This window comes from Nonomuraea sp. NPDC004702 (assembly GCF_053601695.1).
This window is the reverse complement of sequence record NZ_JBSGCE010000059.1, coordinates 16540-34502: the sequence shown is the minus strand read 5'-3', so window position 1 is coordinate 34502 and position 17963 is coordinate 16540. Positions and strand designations below refer to the sequence as shown.

General features: G+C 73.6%; 14 protein-coding genes. 5 read left to right on the top strand and 9 right to left on the bottom strand.

What is annotated here, in order from left to right; genetic code table 11:
* Positions 1–147: 147 nt before the first annotated feature.
* Positions 148–1857: an ABC-F family ATP-binding cassette domain-containing protein gene (locus ACWEJ6_RS42800; protein ID WP_452431267.1), complete on the bottom strand. Its 1710-nt coding sequence runs from the start codon at positions 1855–1857 to the stop codon at positions 148–150.
* A 202-nt stretch (positions 1858–2059) separates the two neighbouring features.
* Entirely contained in the window at positions 2060–2632 is a 573-nt protein-coding gene (locus ACWEJ6_RS42795; protein ID WP_452431266.1) for a TetR/AcrR family transcriptional regulator, read from the bottom strand.
* A 119-nt stretch (positions 2633–2751) separates the two neighbouring features.
* On the opposite strand from ACWEJ6_RS42795, the gene ACWEJ6_RS42790 reads away from it, so the two are divergent.
* The gene (locus ACWEJ6_RS42790) at positions 2752–3396 is read left to right on the top strand and encodes a class I SAM-dependent methyltransferase (protein WP_452431265.1); all 645 of its coding nucleotides are present in this window, start codon (positions 2752–2754) and stop codon (positions 3394–3396) included.
* Between the two features lie 53 nt (positions 3397–3449).
* Here ACWEJ6_RS42790 and ACWEJ6_RS42785 read toward each other — a convergent pair whose 3' ends face one another.
* A complete protein-coding gene (locus ACWEJ6_RS42785) occupies positions 3450–4367 on the bottom strand; it encodes an NADP-dependent oxidoreductase (RefSeq protein WP_452431264.1) in 918 nt (305 codons plus the stop codon).
* Positions 4368–4539: 172 nt separating this feature from the next.
* Between ACWEJ6_RS42785 and ACWEJ6_RS42780 the strand changes: the two genes are divergently transcribed.
* The gene (locus ACWEJ6_RS42780) at positions 4540–5310 is read left to right on the top strand and encodes a methyltransferase domain-containing protein (protein WP_452431263.1); all 771 of its coding nucleotides are present in this window, start codon (positions 4540–4542) and stop codon (positions 5308–5310) included.
* 33 nt (positions 5311–5343) lie between these two features.
* Here the strand turns inward: ACWEJ6_RS42780 and ACWEJ6_RS42775 are convergent, their stop codons facing one another.
* On the bottom strand, positions 5344–6492 hold the full coding sequence (locus ACWEJ6_RS42775) for an FAD-dependent oxidoreductase (protein ID WP_452431262.1): 1149 nt from the start codon (positions 6490–6492) through the stop codon (positions 5344–5346).
* A 128-nt stretch (positions 6493–6620) separates the two neighbouring features.
* Between ACWEJ6_RS42775 and ACWEJ6_RS42770 the strand changes: the two genes are divergently transcribed.
* Positions 6621–7202 (top strand): TetR/AcrR family transcriptional regulator, encoded by a 582-nt coding sequence (locus tag ACWEJ6_RS42770; protein WP_452431261.1) that lies wholly within the window; start codon positions 6621–6623, stop codon positions 7200–7202.
* Between the two features lie 22 nt (positions 7203–7224).
* Here ACWEJ6_RS42770 and ACWEJ6_RS42765 read toward each other — a convergent pair whose 3' ends face one another.
* The gene (locus tag ACWEJ6_RS42765; protein ID WP_352326421.1) at positions 7225–7614 is read right to left on the bottom strand and encodes a PPOX class F420-dependent oxidoreductase; all 390 of its coding nucleotides are present in this window, start codon (positions 7612–7614) and stop codon (positions 7225–7227) included.
* 90 nt (positions 7615–7704) lie between these two features.
* On the opposite strand from ACWEJ6_RS42765, the gene ACWEJ6_RS42760 reads away from it, so the two are divergent.
* Entirely contained in the window at positions 7705–8736 is a 1032-nt protein-coding gene (locus ACWEJ6_RS42760) for a M20 metallopeptidase family protein (protein ID WP_452431260.1), read from the top strand.
* A gap of 62 nt (positions 8737–8798) precedes the next feature.
* Here ACWEJ6_RS42760 and ACWEJ6_RS42755 read toward each other — a convergent pair whose 3' ends face one another.
* The 4 genes from ACWEJ6_RS42755 to ACWEJ6_RS42740 all read right to left on the bottom strand — a co-directional run bounded on the left by ACWEJ6_RS42755 (position 8799) and on the right by ACWEJ6_RS42740 (position 13291).
* Positions 8799–10610 (bottom strand): CocE/NonD family hydrolase, encoded by a 1812-nt coding sequence (locus ACWEJ6_RS42755; RefSeq protein ID WP_452431259.1) that lies wholly within the window; start codon positions 10608–10610, stop codon positions 8799–8801.
* Between the two features lie 105 nt (positions 10611–10715).
* On the bottom strand, positions 10716–12002 hold the full coding sequence (locus tag ACWEJ6_RS42750) for a cytochrome P450 (RefSeq protein ID WP_452431258.1): 1287 nt from the start codon (positions 12000–12002) through the stop codon (positions 10716–10718).
* On the bottom strand, positions 11957–12355 hold the full coding sequence (locus ACWEJ6_RS42745; RefSeq protein ID WP_452431257.1) for a hypothetical protein: 399 nt from the start codon (positions 12353–12355) through the stop codon (positions 11957–11959). Before ACWEJ6_RS42745 ends, ACWEJ6_RS42750 begins: the two co-directional genes overlap by 46 nt.
* Positions 12356–12511: 156 nt before the next feature.
* Entirely contained in the window at positions 12512–13291 is a 780-nt protein-coding gene (locus ACWEJ6_RS42740; RefSeq protein ID WP_452431256.1) for a neutral zinc metallopeptidase, read from the bottom strand.
* Between the two features lie 277 nt (positions 13292–13568).
* Here ACWEJ6_RS42740 and ACWEJ6_RS42735 point away from each other — a divergent pair, with 277 nt between their 5' ends.
* On the top strand, positions 13569–17912 hold the full coding sequence (locus ACWEJ6_RS42735) for an NACHT and WD repeat domain-containing protein (protein ID WP_452431255.1): 4344 nt from the start codon (positions 13569–13571) through the stop codon (positions 17910–17912).
* Positions 17913–17963: the final 51 nt, after the last annotated feature.

Below are 17963 nucleotides of genomic sequence, written 5' to 3'. Positions count from 1 at the left end.
GGAACCCTTCCGACGGGGGGACGGTTCCCCCGACGCTACGGATCGCCCCCGGCCGCGCGCCTCCCGCTGCGGAGCTCACTTCCCGCGTAGCTCCCAGGTACTACGGGACGTACGCCAGCCCTCCCTCCAGGTCCTACGGAACGTGCGTCAGCCCTGTCCCAGGTCCTGCGGGCCGTGCGTCACGCCCTCTCCGGGCAGGTGCAGACGGCGGCCCCGCCAGCGGGCGCGCAGCCAGCGGTCGTGGCCGGCCACCACGACCGCGCCGGGGCCGTCCGCGGCCAGGGCGGCCTCCAGCTCGTCGGCCAGGACCGGCGACAGGTGGTTGGTGGGCTCGTCGAGCAGCAGCACGTCGGGAGGGTCGGCGATCAGCAGCGCCAGCGCGAGTCGGCGGCGCTGGCCGACGGACAGCTCCCCCACGCGCAGGTTCGCGTCGCGGGCGCGGATCAGGCCGAGCGAGCGCAGCGGCACGGCCTCGGCGCGCTCCGGCCCGAGGGCCTGCTCGTAGGTCTCCCGCACCGTGCGGCCGGGGTGCTCGAACATCGTGTCCTGGGGCAGCAGGCCGACAGTCAGCCCCGGTCGCCGCCGTACCTGCCCGGCCGGCTCCAGGTCGCCGGACAGGACCGCGAGGAGGGTGGACTTGCCCGCGCCGTTCGGGCCGGTGACCAGCAAGCGGTCCCCCTCCCGCAGGTCGAGCCGGTCGAGCGCGAGCCGCCCCGCCACCCGGACGTCCCGCGCCGACACCAACGACCCGCCACCCCGGCCCGCCGCGCCGCCCCGGTCCCCCTCCGGGCCTTCGGGGGGAGGGAGGGGGGCGGTGAGGCGGGGGCGCAGGCGCAGTGGGGGCGGCGGGGCGGGGACCTGGTCGCGTTCCAGCTCGGCGAGCCGGCGCGCGGCCTCGCGCACCCGCCGGGAGATCTGCTGCTGCACCCGCCCGGCGCGGTGGCCGTAGCCCATCTTCTCGTTGTCGCGGCGCAACCCGTCCTGCGCCACCCGCCGCGCGGTCACCGCGACGGCGCGGCGCAGCTCGTCCAGTTCCTCCTGCTCGGCCGCGTGTCGCCGCTCCCAGCGTTCGCGCTCGGCGCGTTTCCCGGTCAGGTACGCGCTGTAACCGCCGCCGTACCGGACGGGGCCGTCCACGGCGGGGTCGAGGTCGAGCAGGTCCGTGCAGACCGCGTCGAGGAAGGCCCGGTCGTGGCTGGCCACGACGACCACGCCGGTCATGCCACGCAATTCCTCCTCCACGAAGACGGCGGCGTCGTCGTCGAGGTGGTTGGTGGGCTCGTCGAGCAGGAGCGCGGCGGGCCGCCTGATCAGCAGCGCCGCCAGGGCGAGCCGGCCGCGCTGCCCGCCGGACAACGAGCCGAGCGCCCGCGTCCCCGGCACGCCGCCCAGGCCCAGCCGGTCGAGGACGATCTCCGCCCGCCGGTCGGCGTCCCAGGACTCGTGCTGCTGCGCCTGGTCGAGCCGGGCCCCGTACGCTTCGAGCAGCGCGGCATCCTCCGGCGACCCGGCCAGCTCGCGGCTGAGCCGGTCGAGCTCGGCCAGGTCCGTGCGCGCCTCGCGCAGGGCGTCGTCGAGCACGTCGGCGAGCGTGTCCTCAGCCGCGAACGGCAGCTCCTGGTGCAGGAAGCCCAGGTCGGCGGGGCGTACGACGGTCCCGGAGTCGGGCTCGTCCACGCCGGCCAGGAGGCGCAGCAGCGTGGACTTGCCCGCGCCGTTCTCGCCGATGAGCCCGATCCGGCGGCCGGGGGCGGCGGTGAGCGAGAGGCCGTCGAGCACGCGCCGCGTGCCCAGCGTCCGGACGAGATCGTGGGCCAGCAGGACGTCGCCGGTGGGCGGGCAGGGGTTGGAGAGCATGTGAACCTCGGAGGAGGACGCGGGCGCGCCGAAGCCGCCCGGTGAAGGGGACAGGGTTTCGGGGAACGACGAAAAGGCCCACGTCGGCGGCGCTCACGCGCGCACGCCGGGGCCGATCACCCTCCGGTGTCACCCGGAGATGTCGTCGTCACCTGCCATGTCCGGTCTCCTGGCCGTAGATCACAAACGTTCCCACCGTAGCCTACGTGCCGCACCCCGCGGACGGGCCCAGGACGGCCCGGACGCCCGGGGTGACCGCCGCGCGGAAGGCGGCGTCGAGCTCGGCGGGCGAGGCGGCGGTCACGCCGTCCAGCCAGGCCCGCATCAGCCCCATGAACGCCCCCACCACGCACACCACCAGCAGGTCGAGCCCGGCCTGCTCCCGCGCGCCCGCCGCCAGCAGGTCGGCCCTGACCAGGTCGGCGACCACCCGCTCGCCCCGGGCGTACACCGGCCCGCCGCCGCGCCGTCCGAGCAGCGCGCGCACCAGCCGTTCCTGCTCGCGGACGTGCTCGAACATCGGCAGGCTGAACGCGAACAACTCCCCCGGCGCGCCGCCGCCCGGCGGACGCCGCAGGAACGCCAGCTCGGCCAGGTTGCTGAGCAGCACCTCCTGCTTGCCGGAGAAGTGGGCGTAGAACGTGGAGCGGCCGACGTCGGCCCGCTCGATGATGTCGGTGACGGTCACCGCCTCGTAGCCCTTCTCCAGGATCAGCGACACCAGCGCCTCCCGGACCTGTCGCCGCGTGCGCCGCACCCGCCGGTCTCCGGACACCTTCCCCCTCCCTGTGCGCTACCGGACGCCACGGCCGATCTGCTCGTTGACCCGCGTCCCGTATGAACACATCATTCATTACCGAACAGGTTGTTCGGCAGCTGACTGGAGGAACCGCCATGCTGGGAAGGCTTCTGCACCACCACGAAGAGCACGCCGAGTCCGGCGGCACCATCGACTACCCGCGCCGGTACGAGCTGCTCAGCGCGGTCGCGTTCCTCGGCGGGCGCCGGGCCGCGTTCACCCGCCTGGCCGCCGCCGCCGGGCCGCGCGCCGGTGACCGCGTGCTCGACGTCGGCTGCGGCACCGGCTACCTCACCCGGATCATCGCCCCGGTGGTCACCCCGAGCGGCCGGGTGACCGGCCTCGACCCGTCCCCCGAGATGATCGGGTACGCCGCCCGCCGCGCCCCCGCCAACTGCGAGTACGTGGTCGGCGAGGGCCAGGACCTGCCGTTCCCGGACGGCTCGTTCGACCTGGTCGTCTCCAGCTTCGCGGTGCACCACATGCCCGTGGCGGCCAGGCCGGAGGCGCTGCGCCAGATGTTCCGCGTGCTGCGTCCGGGCGGGCGGCTGCTCGTGGCCGAGTTCCGGCCGCCGACCGGCCCGCTGGCCCGCCGCGTCGTCGGCGCGCTGGCCGGTCCCGCGATGCGCCACGACCTGCGCGCCCTGCTCGGCACGCTGATCCCGGGCGCGGGGTTCCGGGTGGAGGCCGAAGGCGACCTGCCGCACGCGCTGTTCCACATCCTCGCCACCCGTCCGTAGCCGCGTGCCCTGTTCCACGTCGGAGGCAACCCCTACCCGTCTGTAGGCCGTCGTTACGGCGTGAGCACGATCTTGCCGTGGGTGTGCCGACGTTCCAGCTCGCCGAAGGCGTCCCGGACCCGCTCCAGCGGGTACACGCGGGCGATCGGCACCTCCAGCTCGCCCCGCGCGGCGAGCCGGGCCAGCTCCCCGACCACGACCGCGCAGGCAGCCGCCCCTTCCCCGTACGTCCGCGCGCCGACCCTGGCCGCGCCCGCCCAGTCGCAGATCGTGTCGATCCGGTCGGGCCGCACGCCCAGCTCGACCGCCAGATCGACGTAGCCGTCCCCGTAGGTGTCGATGAACGCGTCCACCTGCCCGCCGGTGGCCGACCGGATCCGCTCGGCCACGCCCTCCCCGTACGCGACCGGCACCACGCCGTGCCCCCGCAGCCAGGCGTGGTTGGCCTCGCTCGCCAGCCCGACCACCGTCGCGCCCCGCCGCCGCGCGAGCTGCACGGCGATGGACCCGACCCCGCCCGCCGCCCCGGACACCACCACCGTCTCCCCCGGCCCCGGATCGACCGCGAACACCGTGGCGTACGCCGTCGTGCCGGCCACGTACAACGACCCGGCCACCTCCCAGGGCAGCCCCGCGGGCCGCAGGGTCAGCGCCACGTCGTCGGCCACGACGAACTCCGCGTGGCTCGCCCTGCGATGGGTGAAGCCGAGCACCTCGTCGCCCACCGCGAACCCGCGCACCTCCGGACCGGCCGCCACCACCACGCCGGCCAGATCGCTGCCCTGCCCGGACGGGAACGTCGCCGGCCAGCGCCTGTGCCGCGCCCCCTGGCGGATCATCGTCTCGCCGGGCTGGATCCCGGCCGCCCGCACCTCGACCAGCACCTGACCGGGCCCCGGCGCCGGACGCTCGACCTCCTCCACCCGCAGGACGTCGATCCCGCCGTACTCGTGGAACCGCACAGCCTTCATCGCGTGATCACCCTCCTCGTCATGACCGGCCCTTCGCGCGGCCGCAGCCCACCCTGCCGCTCCCGCGCCGGCGCCGAAACGGACCGCTCTTCCCAGGACCGCTCTTCCCAGGACCGCCGATCCCAGGAATCGGCTTGACTTCAAGCGCACTTGAAGCCGCAGGATCCCGCACATGACCAAGAACCAGACGACAGGCCGTACCGGCCAGGAGACCGACGCGCTCATCGCCCTGCTCGACCTCGCGGACCACCTGCCCGGGGCGGCCGAGCTGCGGGCGCGTTCCTACGAGTTGCTCGGCCTCGCGCCGCGGGCGGCGGTGGCCGACGTCGGCTGCGGATCCGGCCGCGCGGCGGCGGAGCTGGCCGGGCTGGGCGCTCGGGCGATCGGCGTCGACCCCGACGAGCGGATGATCGGCGTGGCGGCCGGGCGGTGGCCCGCCGCCGAGTTCCGGGTGGCGGAGGCGTACGCGCTGCCGTTCGCCGACGGCGAGCTGCACGGCTATCGCGCCGAGAAGGTGTACCACGTCCTGGACGACCCGGCCCGCGCCGTGGCCGAGGCGCGGCGGGTGCTCGCGCCCGGCGGGCGGATCGTGCTGCTCGGGCAGGACTGGGACACCATCGTCATCGACTCCGGCGACGCCGCGCTCACCCGCCGGATCGTGCACGCCCGCGCCGACCTCGTCACATCACCCCGCGTCGTCCGCGGCACCCGCAACCTGCTGCTGGACGCCGGCTTCACCGACGTCACCGTCGAGGTGCACACCAGCGTCGTCACCGACGCGACGCTGGTGGCCGTGCTGGCCGACCTGGCGGGGATGGCGCGCTCGGCCGGGGCGGTCAGTGCGGCGGAGGCCGAGGGCTGGCTCGCCGAGCAGCGGGAACGGGCGCGGGCCGGGCGGCTGTTCCTCGCCCTGCCGCTGTTCGTGACCGCGGCCACGCGTTAGGCCCCCAGGGGCAGGGCCGGGGCCGGGGCCGGGTCAGCGGCGGGGCGGGGCGAAGGCGGCGAGCTCGCCGCTCTCGTGCCGTTCGAGCAGGGCCTCGGCGCCGTGCTCAAGGGCGCGGGCCGCGTCCGCCGCGCGCGGGAGCATCGTGCTCTCGTACGCGGCCACGGCCTCGGCCACCGTGGCGCAGCCGGCCAGCGCGAGGGCGAGCTCGCAGGCGTCGAGCATGGCCAGGTTGGCGCCCACGCCGAGCGGCGGCATGAGGTGGGCGGCGTCGCCGAGCAGGGTCACGCTGGACGACCGCGCCCACACGTGCGGCACGGGCAGCGCGAACAGCGGGCGATCGACGTACGGCCCGTCGTTGCGGGTGATCATCCCGAGCAGGTCCGGCGACCAGCCGGAGAACGCGTCGAGCAGCCGGGCGCGGATCCCGGCGGTGTCGCCGGCGCTCAGGCCGCTCGCGGCGATCCACCCGGCGGGCAGGCGCTGGATGACGTAGACGCGGATGTGGTCGCCGCCGTTGCGCTGGGCGAACAGGGCCCGGTCGCCGTCGGCCGCGGTGGCGCCGCCCTGTCCGACGAGCGCGGCGAGGGCAGGGTGGGCGTTCTCGACGTCGTGGAACCACGCCTCCAGGAAAGTGACCCCGGTGTAGCGCGGCGCCGCGGCCGAGACCGCCGGGCGCACCCGGGAGAACGCGCCGTCGGCCCCGATGACCAGGTCCGCCTCGACGGACGTGCCGTCGCGGAAGTGCACCCGGCGCGGGCCGCCGGGCGGGCCGGTGACCTGCTCGACGGCGGCGCCCCACCGCACGCTCCCGGGCTCCAGCGAGCCGAGCAGCAGGTCGCGCAGCACACCGCGGTCGATCTCGGGTTTGAAGAGCTCGCCCGCGGCCGGGACGTGGTGGTCGAGCAGCCGTCCGGACGGGTCGAGCAGCCGCATCTCCTGCCCTTCCGGGCGGGCCAGCCGGAGGAAGTCGTCGAGCAGGCCGGCCTCGCGCAGGGCGACCTGGCCGTCGTCGGCGTGCAGGTCGAGGGTGCCGCCCTGGTCGCGGGCCCGCGGGTGGGCGTCGCGGTCGTGGACGGTCACGGGGATGCCGTGCCGTTGCAGGACGCGGGCGCAGGTGAGCCCGCCGGGGCCCGCTCCGACGACGTGGATGCGCGCGGTGGCGGGTGCGGGTGAGCGCATGACTGGACCTCTCGTTCGTGATCAGGGGTGGGTACGGCGAGCGCCGCCGTTCCAGAGAAGCAGAACGAGTACAAAAGTGCAACCGGTCAACTAATTAACTCGTGCCACCTTTTGGTAGGGTGGGCGGCATGGACACGCCACCCGTCGCCGGCCGCCGCGAACGCAAGAAGGCCGCCACCCGCCGAGCCATCGCCGACGCCGCCCTGCGCCTGTTCCTGGAGCACGGCTACGACCGGGTGAGCGTCAGGGACGTCGCCGAGGCGGCCGACGTGTCCACCACCACGCTGTTCAAGCACTTCCCCGGCAAGGAGGCACTGGTCTTCGACGAGGAGGCCGACCGGGAGGCGGAGCTGGTCGCGGCGGTGCGCGGGCGTCCGGAGGGGCAGAGCGTCGTCGAGGCGCTGCGCGGGCACGTGCTGGCGTCCTGGCCGCAGGTCGCGGCCCATCCGCTGCGGGCCGGGTTCACCGAGCTGGTGGAGTCCACGCCGGCGCTGCTGGAGTACTACGAACGGATGTGGACCAGGCACGCCGCCGCCCTCGGCACGGCCATCGCCGAGGACGCGGGCGTGGCCCCGGATGACGTCGCCTGCCACGCGCTCGCCCGGTTCGTCCTGGACATCCCGGCGCTCACGCGGGGGCGGCCGGATCTTCGCGAGGCCGTCGAGCAGGTCTTCGACCTCCTCGCGCACGGCTGGCGCCCGCCGCGTTAGCGACCGGCGCCGGCCCGCGCCCTCAGACGGTCCGGGACGACCGCCCGCCGTCGATCCCCCACGACACGATCCTGACGGGCGTGATCACGATGACCTCCCGCGAGAAGTACGGCACCGGCGGCTCGTGGTCGGCCAGGGCCACCGCCGTGCCCCGGATCTCGATGCCGCGCACCACCCACGGGTCCACCGAGGCCAGGTCGTCCACGACGAGGGCGGCGGTGCTGCCCCGCTGGACGTTCCGGAACTTCTTGGAGGCGCCCATCGCGTGCCCGCCGATGGTGATCGTGCCCGTGGCGGCGTCCACGAAGAAGCCGACGGGGTTGTTCTGTACGTCTCCGGAGGGGGAGACGGTGGCCAGCCGGCCGAGGTGCTGTCCGGCCAGGTAGTCGAGCTCTGCCTGCGTGAAGATCATGCGGGGAAGTATGCAACCTTGACACCGGCGTCACCCCAAACCCACCCATTCCATCAGTTCGAGTCCGGGACGATGTGCCAGCATTCCGCCATGAGCGACGACGACCTGATCGAGTTACGGCGCGAGATCCACCGCCACCCCGAACCGGCCGGCCAGGAGCGGCGCACCGCGGCCCTGGTGGCGGCGGCGCTGCGGGAGGCGGGCCTGGAGGTCCGGACCGGCGTCGGCGGCCACGGCGTGGTCGCGGTCCTGGACGCCGGCGACGGCCCCGCGATCGGCTACCGGGCCGACCTGGACGCGGTCGCCGTGCCCGGCGGCGCGGACCACCTGTGCGGGCACGACGTGCACACCGCGATCGGCGTGGGCGTCGCGCGGGCCCTGGCCCGCGAGCGGCCCCCGGGCCGGGCGGTCTTCTTCTTCCAGCCCGCCGAGGAGACCTGCGAGGGCGCCCGCGCCATGATCGGCGACGGGGCCATGGACCCGGTCCCGCCGCGCGAGGTGTACGCCCTGCACTGCGCGCCCCTGCCCACCGGAACGTTCGCGGTGGCCCCGGGCTTCGGGCACCCCGGCCAGGACGTCTTCCGCATCGAGGGCCTGTCGCCGGCGGCGGCCCGGCGGTTCGAGGCGCTGGTCGCGGGCCTGTCGACGGTGACGCCGCCGGCCACCCCGGAGGAGATGGCACAGCTGGAGGCCGACCTGCGGACCCCGGACGGCCCCCTGGCGACCTTCGTGTACGCCCAGGTCCACCGCGAGCACGACGCCGTGCAGGGGTGGGTCCGGGCCTGGCCGGACAGCCGGTACGACGACATCCGCGCGTTGCTGCGCGCCGAGGCCGGGTCCCGCCTGCGGTTCCTCGACCATCACCCGTCGTCGGTGAACTCTCCTGAGCACGCCAGGGCCGGCGCGCGGCACCTGGACGCCCTGCTGCTGCACGCGTCCTATCCGTTCAACGGGGAGGATTTCGGGCTGTTCCTGGAGCGGGCGCCGGGGGCGATGTTCTTCTTCGGCGTGGGCGAGCAGGGCATGCCGCACGACCCGGACTTCGTGCCGGACGAGCGGGCGATCGCCCTCGGCGTCGAGGCGATGGCCGGGTTCCTGCGCGCCCGCGGCGAGGCGCTCTGACGTTCCCCGGCCCGTCTCCCGGCCCGGCGGATCGGGCGTGCGACGGGCCGGGGACGGGCGGGTCAGCGGCGGGACAGCCGCAGCGGGAAGGTGCCGGGGCCGACGCCGCCGAGCGTGGTGGTGTAGGCCGCGAGGTACCGGTCCAGGTACGGCGAGCGGTCACCCTGGGTGGGCACGTCGTGCCGGGTGGACAGCAGGTCCAGGCTCAGCCGCGCGCCGGAGACCTTGATCGTGTTGCCCGAGGGCACGTCCAGCCAGCCGTTGGACTCGATGGTGCCGATCTGCACGCCCAGCCGGTGGCCCGGCTCGAAGGTCCAGTCGGCCGACTTCAGGTCGAACGCGACCGGGCCGCGGCGCTCCAGCAGCGCCACGTTCTCGTCGAACATCGTCGCCCTGCCGTCGGGGGCGACGTCCCACAGGCGGACCATGACGTTGCCGTTCGTGCTCGCGTCGAGCCTGATCCGCGGCGTGCCGGTGAGCCTGAGCCGCTCGGCGGCGGGCGTGGACCAGGTCCAGAAGCTGCCCGAGGCGGCCGCGCTCTGCCTGGCCGAGCTCTTCTCGGCGGTGGAGAGCGGTTCGAGCGGCGGCGCGTGCTCCATGTCCCAGCGGCCGGAGGGGGCGGTGGTCGCCGTCGCCGCGGCGCCGCCGCCGTCGTCCAGGTACGCGCCGGCCGACAGCCGGGCCTCGTACGACGTCGTGACCACCGGCCAGGTCGGCTGGGCGCGCCACCCGCCGAGACTGTCCTCGATCGCGTACGCCGGGTCGACCGCCGAGGGGCGCACGCCGCGCAGGTACTGGTCGTAGAACCGCATCACCTCGTCGAACCAGCCGGCCCGTCCCTGCAGCAGCCGGCCCTGGGCGTCGGTGTCGTTGCCGCGCACGTGCTCCCACTGGCCGAGCCAGCCGCGCTCGCGCCCGCGGTGGTTGTCCAGGTAGACCTCCATGTCCTCGGGCTTGGTGTTGGGCTCGATGAAGCCCTGGGTGACCAGCAGCGGCGTGCTGGTGCCGGCCGCCCGGTCGGCCAGATTGCGCGCCCGCCAGTACGCCGAGCGCAGGTCGGGATCGTTGTTGTTGGTGATGTTGTCGGACAGGCAGGCGGGATGGGCGGTCTCGTACTGGGCGTTCGCCTTGTACCGGTCGCTGTCACCGGCCATCGGCGCCATCGTCGCGATCGAGTTGTACGCCTCCGGCGTGCCCGTGACGTTGGGCCGCGGGACCTTGTTGCTGAACAGGTAGTTGTACATGTTCCAGACCGGTTCCTGGGCGACGACCGCCTTCAGGCTCGGCAGCCTGAGGTTGTTGCCGACCAGGCCGGTGACCGCGTCGTACGACTTGCCGTACATGCCGACCTTGCCGGTCGACCAGGGCTGGGCCGCCGACCACTCGACGGCGGCCCGCACGTCGGCCTGCTCGCCCGGCCCGACCCAGTCGAGGCAGCCGGTGCTGCCGCCGAAGCCGCGCAGGTCGACCATCACGAAGGTGTAGCCGCGGGCCATCAGCCCGGCGCCGTCCACGAAGTCGCGGAACCGCGCCGACGGCCCGACCTGGTCCCATCCCTCCGGGCCGGTCTGCCCGGCGTGGGCGAAGTAGGGGCCGACCGAGACGATCACCGGCGTCCGCGCGCCGGCCGGCAGGTGCGCCGGGCGCAGCACGTCGGCGTGCAGCTCGACGCCGCTGCCGTCGGCGGAGGGGAAGTACGCCTCCGACCACGCGGCGCCCGCGGGGACGCGGGGGTTCTCCTCGTGCGTCACCCCCGAGGCCGTGGTCTGGGCCGTGGTCCGGGCCGAGGCGGGCGGGCCGCCCGCGGCGAGGATGATGATCGTGACCAGGACGCCGGCCGCCACAGTGGCCGTCGCCTTCCCGCGGATGTTCATCGACTCTCCCCGTGCATAGGTGTGCCGGCGGCGTCCGAACGAGCGTGCATCACTCATATGCCAGCGGGCCCGCCCAGGCAAGCCCCGCCACACCCGTCCAGAACGTCAGCGGGGGAGGCGGCGGGTCAGGCGCATGCGGATGTCGTGCTCGGCCCAGAGCACGAAACGTTCGACAGGCGTCACCGGATGGTCCTCGACCGGCTCGAAGGCGAACCTGCTGAGCAGCACGGCGAGCACCAGCTCGGCCTCGACCATGGCCAGGCTCGCGCCCTCGCAGCCGCGCGGCCCGAGGCCGAAGGGGAGGTAGGCGTAGCGGTGGCGGGCGGCCTGCGCCTCGGGGGTGAAGCGGTCGGGCCGGAAGGCGTGCGGGTCCGGCCAGTGGCGGGGGTCGAGGTGCACGGCCCAGAACGGGTAGAAGATCGTGGTGCCGGCCGGGACGTGGTGGCCGTCCAGGGTGAGGTCCTCGGTGGTCTCGCGGGCGCCGTACGGGCCGGGCGGGTAGAGCCGCATCGACTCCTTGAGCGCCATCTCCAGGTACGGCAGGCGCCGCAGGTCGGCGTAGTCGGGGGCGGCGCGGTCGCCCAGCACGTCGTCCAGCTCGGCGGCCACCCGCGCGGCCGGGCCGGGGTTGCGCGCGAGCAGGTGCAGGGTCCATGAGACGGCCACGCCGGTGGTGTGGTGGGCGGCGAGCATGATCATGAGCACGGTGTCCCTGATCCGGGCGGGCGACATGTCCGCCCGCGCCAGGGCGGCGACCAGTTCGCTGCCGCCGCGCGCCAGCACCCCGTCCACGACCTCGCGCAGGTACGCCAGCGCCCGGTCGCCGCGCGCGAGGTCGTCGTCGCGCTCGTGGCGGCGGCCCAGGTGGACGGTCAGCACGGTCCCGAACGCGCTCACCACCCGCGCCGGGTCGGCGAGGCCGCCGCCCAGGGCGTACTGGGCGATCATGCGCAGGGACAGCTCGCTCAGGTCCTGCTGGAGCGCCACCGGGCCGTCGGCGGCGCGGCGCTCCCAGCGGTCGGCCAGCTCGGTGGCCAGGGTGACGAAGCCGGCGAAGTGCGCCTCGTGCGAGCGGCGGCCGGCGAGCACCGAGAGCAGGACCCGGCGGAAGGGGCCGTGCTCGTCGGCGGGGAGCGTCTGCAGGTTGCCGGCCTCGCACAGGGGCGCCAGGAACGCGAAGAGCTCGTCGGGGCGTGCGTCGATCGCGGCCGTGGCCTCCAGCAGCACGGGGTCGGCCACCGAGATCGCGGCCGGCGCGCCGGGGAGCTGGAAGCGCACCAGCGGGCCGTACCGCTCGTGCAGCCGCAGCTGGTAGGTGTGCAGGCCGCCGGCGGCCGCGACGGCGCTCAGCCCGCCGTCCGCCGCGGGAGGAGGGCCGGGGATGTCACGCATCCGGCCACCGTCTCGCGGACGCGCCCGCCCGGCAAGTGTCCCGGACCGGCCGCGGTCACCTTTCTCCGGTTCGCCGCGTCAGCAGAATGAGGACGCCACTTTGAGAGGAAATCCTCCACGTCCGTCTCGGCCGGGAATCTCCTGGCTTCCTTGAGGACTTCGGCCGCGGCGCGCTTGTGCTTCGTGGGCACGAGCAGCGTCGCCGCTATCAGGCATACGACGCTGAGGACGATGCCGGCCAGGACGTGACGCCATGTCAGGAAGGCGCTGGGCAGGGGTCCAAGCGGAATGCCTGCCGCGGCTCCGAGCACTGTGCCGGCGACGAGCTTCCACGTCCTCGCCTGTAACCTCATGGGCCGCTCCTGCCACCTGCTGTTACAGGTCCATCCGATCAGGAATGGAGCCGTCACGGCAAGCGCCATCGTCATCTTGGGTTGTTGGCTTCGAACACACCTTTCACGTGGGATGGCCCAAGGGGCCGGCGTCGACCCGCGTGACATGGGCGCGCGCTATTTCACCCTGGCGGCCGGAGCCGTGAAGGTGTTGCAGGCGGACGGAGACTCGGACTCGAACCCCCGCCTGATCCAGTAGACACGATTGGACGCCTTGCCGAGGCCGGCGAAATTGCCGTCGATGACGTGCCGGTCGATGTAGTAGTCCTGGCCGTGCTCGCGCGTGTGGCCGAGCGAATCCCAGACACTGCCGGTGAACGCCCCGGAGAAGCAGAGCGTCTGCAGCGTGTATCTGGACTGAAGGGCCAGCGCGTCCCGCTTGGACAGCTTCTTCATGGTCTTGGCCACGGCGTTCATGATGCCCGCGACGTTCTGGACATGGATGGCATAGCCCGTGCTGAGGGCCTCCAGCAGTTGTGGCTTGTCGATCTCGCCCTTGAGTCCGTAGTCGCTGACCATCATGTGGACGGTCTTGGTGTTCGTGCAGTAGACGCTGTCAGTGGCGTCGGGTGCGTAGACGCCGCAGGAGGTCTTGACCCGCTCGCCGTACGACAACACCACCTTGGGTTTGGTGTACCGCAGACCGGCCTTCGTCAGCAGCGGCCCCCAGGCCTTGTCCAGACAGAGGGAGACCTCTTCGACATAGCGCCGGAACACCTCGACGTCGGCGCTGGCCGCATCCGGCTCCTCGCAGGTCTTGAGCGCGAACGTGCCCGCCTTGTACAGCGGGTTCTTGGTCAGCACGGCCGGGGCCGACGCGGCGCCGGCCGTCCCGCTGAACGCGGCGCTGGTGAGCACGCCGACGAGTAATGGCACGATCAAGGAGCTCGGACGCATGGCACCGCACTTTACAAGGGTGTCAGCCCACATGCGCCCAAACCCACATTGACTCGACCAGGACCGTGGCCGCGTCCAGCCTGCCACCAGCGAGGGCGCCGGGCCGTACTCGGGCTGGACGGGCGGTGGCCGGTGCGGGGCCTGCGTGCGCTCTTCCGCCTGGGGCCACGAGCGCATGCCGATCGGCCGGGACCTCGACAGTGGTTGTAGCGGTGTGCGGCGCTGTGGCGATATCAGAGGGCAGGCGGGCGCCTTCGCGGATCGATGGGGGTTGCGGATGGGATCGGCCACCGGGGTGCCCGGCGATTCCCAGGCGCACGCGGCGCGGGAGCGGATCGCCTCGGTGGTGCGGCGAAGCGGGAGCGGCTTGCTGAAGCTGTCGCCGCACGCGGTCATCGCGACGTTGTGCGCCAGCGCCCTGGTGCCGCTGGCCTTCGACGGCGCCGATGGTCCCGTCGCGGCCGGGGTGCAGGTGCTGGCCGGTGTCGGCGGCAACGTGCTGGCCGATGTGATCATCAAGTCGATGGACGCGGTACGGAGGCGCGCCGCCGGCCGTCTGCTGTCAGGGGAGGAGATCGAGAACGAGATCGGAACCCAGCTCCTGCAAGCCCTGGAGGCCGCCAACAGCAACACGCCGGACCTGCGGCGGGAGATCGCCGGCGTGCTGCACGGGATCGATGCGGCAGGAGCCGCTCTGGAGGCCGCGCTCACCAGCGGAGACCAGCGGCTGCAGGCCCATCTCACGACGGTCTTCGCCGAGTTGAGCGGAAGCTTCGCCGAGTTCCGTCAACTGCTGGGCGATCTGTCGGGCAAGGCCACTCAGCTTCAGGACTTGCTGTACCGCCAGGCCGCCGAGCAACGGCACGATCGGGATCTCGCCCTTCAGCAGTCGGTGCAGCTGATCCTGATACGTGATGAGATAGCGGCCGTCAACCGGCGCGCGGCCACCTCGCAGCAGCAGGCGGATGCTCCCGGTCCTCGATGGTTGGACGAGGCGCCGTATCGAGGGTTGTGGCCGTTCGACCGCCACCATTCCCCGATCTTCTACGGCCGTGAGCGCGCCACCGCGAAGCTGCTGGGCAAGCTCGCTGAGCGCTTGTCCGGGGCGCGGCCGGCCATGGTCACCGGCGCGTCGGGGGCGGGCAAATCCTCCCTGCTGCGGGCCGGGCTGCTGCCCGCGCTGGCCCGCGGGCTGCTGCCCGGCGCCGTGAACTGCCGGGACTGGCCGCAGGTGGTGATGACTCCGACCGCGCGCCCACTGGATGAGATGGCGGTCCGGTTGAGCGCTCTGGGCGGGCTCGAACCAGGTGCGGTACGCCGCTCACTGGAGGCCAATCCGCAGGACGCGCACCTCACCGTGCGGCACGCCGTACTCGCTGATGCCGAGCGGCAAGCCCGGCACGAGGCCGGTCGGCTCGTGCTGGTCGTGGACCAGTTCGAGGAGGTGTTCCTGCTGGCCGGCGGTCGGGAACGCGAGGCGTTCCTGACCGCCCTGGTCGCGGTCGCGGGCACGCCCGCGCTGGTCGTCCTGGCCGTTCGTGGCGACTTCGCCTCCACCTGCGCCGCTCACCCCACGCTGGCCGAGGCGTTGGAGGACGGGCAGTTCGTCCTCGGTCCGATGACCGAATCCGACCTGCGCCGGGCCATTACCGGGCCGGCGGGCATCGCCGGCCTGGAGGTCGAGGCAGGTCTGGTCGACAGCGTGCTGAGCGATCTGCGCTCGTACGCCGACGAGGGCGGCTATGGCGCAGGCGTGCTGCCCCTGTTGTCCCAGGCGATGCTTCTCACCTGGGAGAAGAGCCAGGGCGGAACGCTGACCAGCAGGACGTACGGGCTGGTCGGCGGCGTCGCCCATGCCGTGGAGTCGGCCGCCGAAGAGGTCTACGGGAGCCTGTCCGCCGAGCGGCGACGCCTGGCGCGCGAGGTGTTCCTGCGGCTGGCCGCCACCGGCCCGGACGGGCGGCCGGTACGCCGCCGCGTCCCGCGCGCCGAACTGCTGGGCTCGCCCGCCGCCGGCCAGGCGGCCGACGTGAATGACGTGCTGGAGGCGTTCACCGAGCGCCGGCTCCTCGTTCAGGGCGGCGCCGACGAGGGGAGCCCACGCGGCACCGTCGAGATCGCGCACGACGTGCTGCTGAGCGCGTGGCCCAAGCTGCACGGCTGGCTCGACGACGATCGTAGCGATCACCTGGTGCTGCGGCAGTTCCTGGACAGCGCCGCCGACTGGCAGGCCAGAGGCCGCGATCCGGCGTTCCTCTACCGGGGCACCAGGCTGACGGCGCTGCAGGAGGCGCTCCCCCGCTGGGACGACGATCCTGTACGCAGCCCCGCGCTCACCGGCGTGCATCGCGCGTTCCTGCACGCGAGCGAGCGGGCGGCGACGCGGACCGCACGGACCCGTCGCGTGGTCCTCGCCCTGCTCACCATCCTGGCGCTGGCGTCACTGACGGGCGTCGGCGTGGCGATGAACCGCGCCACCGAGGCGAGCAACCAGGAAAGCACCGTGCGCTCGCGCGAGCTGGCCGGTCGCAGCGTGGAGTTGAGCGAGACCGATCCGGCTCTGTCCCGGCTGCTGGCTGTCACGGCCCATGCGATACGGGACACCCCGGATTCCCGCGCGGCCATGACCACCGCCCTGCTCAACCCTGCTCGCGCCGTGTTCACCGGTCACGTCGGCGAGGTCGAGAGGGTGGCGTTCGCGCCCGACGCGAGGACGCTGGCCTCGGCCGGACGCGACGGCAGCGTCCGGCTGTGGAACATCGCCACGGGCCGTCCGATCGCGCGCTTCACCACCGGGCCGGGCGAATGGGCGCGGGCAGTGGCTTTCAGCCGCGACGGCAAACTCCTGTTCTGCGCGAGCGGTACGGAGGAATCCGACAGGGGCGCGATCTACATCTGGGACGTCGCCGGCCAACGGCAGGCCGGCGCCCCGCTCACCGTCGCGGACGTCATCGAGGGGCAGACCGTGCGCTTCGACGCGCTGGCACTCAGCCCCGACGGCGAGACGCTGGCCGGGGCGGGAGACGACGGCATCCTGTACCTCTGGGAGGTCGCCACCCGGCGGCGCCTCGCCCAGATCACCACCGACCAGGTCGAGGACGTCGTCTTCAGCCCGGACGGGCGCGTACTGGCCACCGCCGGCACGGACGGAACCGTGCTGTTCTGGGACGTGGCCCGTCGCCGCGAGATCACGCCCCGGACGGCCACCCGCAAGGGCAACATCACGGCGTGGAAGGTGGCCTACACCCCTGACGGCACCAAGCTGCTGAGCGATGACAGCGATGGAACCGTGCGCTGGTGGGACACGACCACTCACCGCCGGCTCGGCGCCGCCCTCAAAGCCTCCGGTTCGGCGCTGGCCGTCAGCCCCGACGGCGTCACCATGGCCACCGGCGGTGAGGCGGGCACGATCGCCCTGTACGACCTCAGCACCCGCCGGCCGGTCGGCGCTCCCCTCGTCGGCCACACCGGCACCCCGCTGGACGTGGCCTTCTCCCCGGACGGGAAGGCGCTGGCCAGTGCCGGGAACGACGGAACCGTACGCGTCTGGGACCTCGTCCGCGGCCGGCAGATCGAGCGGCCCGTCACCAGGCCCGGCACCGGCGATGTCTACGAAATGGCCCTCAGCCATGACGGCCGTACACTCGCCACCTCCAGCGGCACGAGCGTGCTGCTGTGGAACCTGGCCGGGCGCGACCGCCGCGGACGCCTCGTCGTGAGCCCGCTCGGGCAGCCCATCGCGCCGGGCAGGACCGGCGACGGCGGCCCGGTGGCCTTCAGCCCCGACGGCACGATGCTGGCCACCGGCGCGGCCGACGGCGTGATCGACCTGTGGACGGTCGCCACCCAGCGGCCGATCGGGCCACCGCTGCGCGGCCACACCGAGCGCAACGGGCAGAGCTGGGTCCGTGGGCTCGCGTTCAGCCCCGACGGGGGGATGCTGGCCAGCACCGGCGCGGACGGCACCTTGCGGTTCTGGGACGTACGCGCCCGGCGGCAGCTCGGCCCGCCGGTGGCAGGCGTGCGCGGTTCCGCCCTGGCCTTCTCCCCCGACGGCGCCACCCTCGCGGCAGGGCTGGACGACGGGAGCATCCGCCAGTGGGATCGACGTTCCCGCCGCGAGAAGGCCGCCCCGCTGCGCGGCCACATCGACGCCGTCACCTCCATCACGTACAACGCGGACGGCTCGCTGCTGGCCAGCGCGAGCAGCGACCGCACGATCCGGCTGTGGGATCCGCACGCGGTACGGCCGAAGAACCAGCCGCTCGTGGGGCACACCCACACGGTATGGAAGGCGGCCTTCAGCCCCGACGGCCGGTTGCTCGCGAGCGCAAGCCGTGATCGTACGATCCGGCTGTGGGACGTCGCCACCCAGCGGCCACTCGGCCGTCCACTGACCGGACACGACGGGGACGTCTCCGGGATCGCCTTCACCCCGGACGGCCGCACCCTCGTCAGCACCGGCTATGACTCCACCATTCGCGCGTGGGATGTGAGCCTGCCCTCCGACCTCGAAGCCGCCGTATGCGCCCTGGCCCAGCGGCCGATCAGCCGCGCGGAGTGGAACCTGTACGTACCAGGCAAACCGTACGTGCCGACCTGCGCTGCCTTCGTACGCTGAGTTCAGCGTGCCGGCCGGGCGAGCGGCCTTGGCTTCATGCTCGCGCCGGGG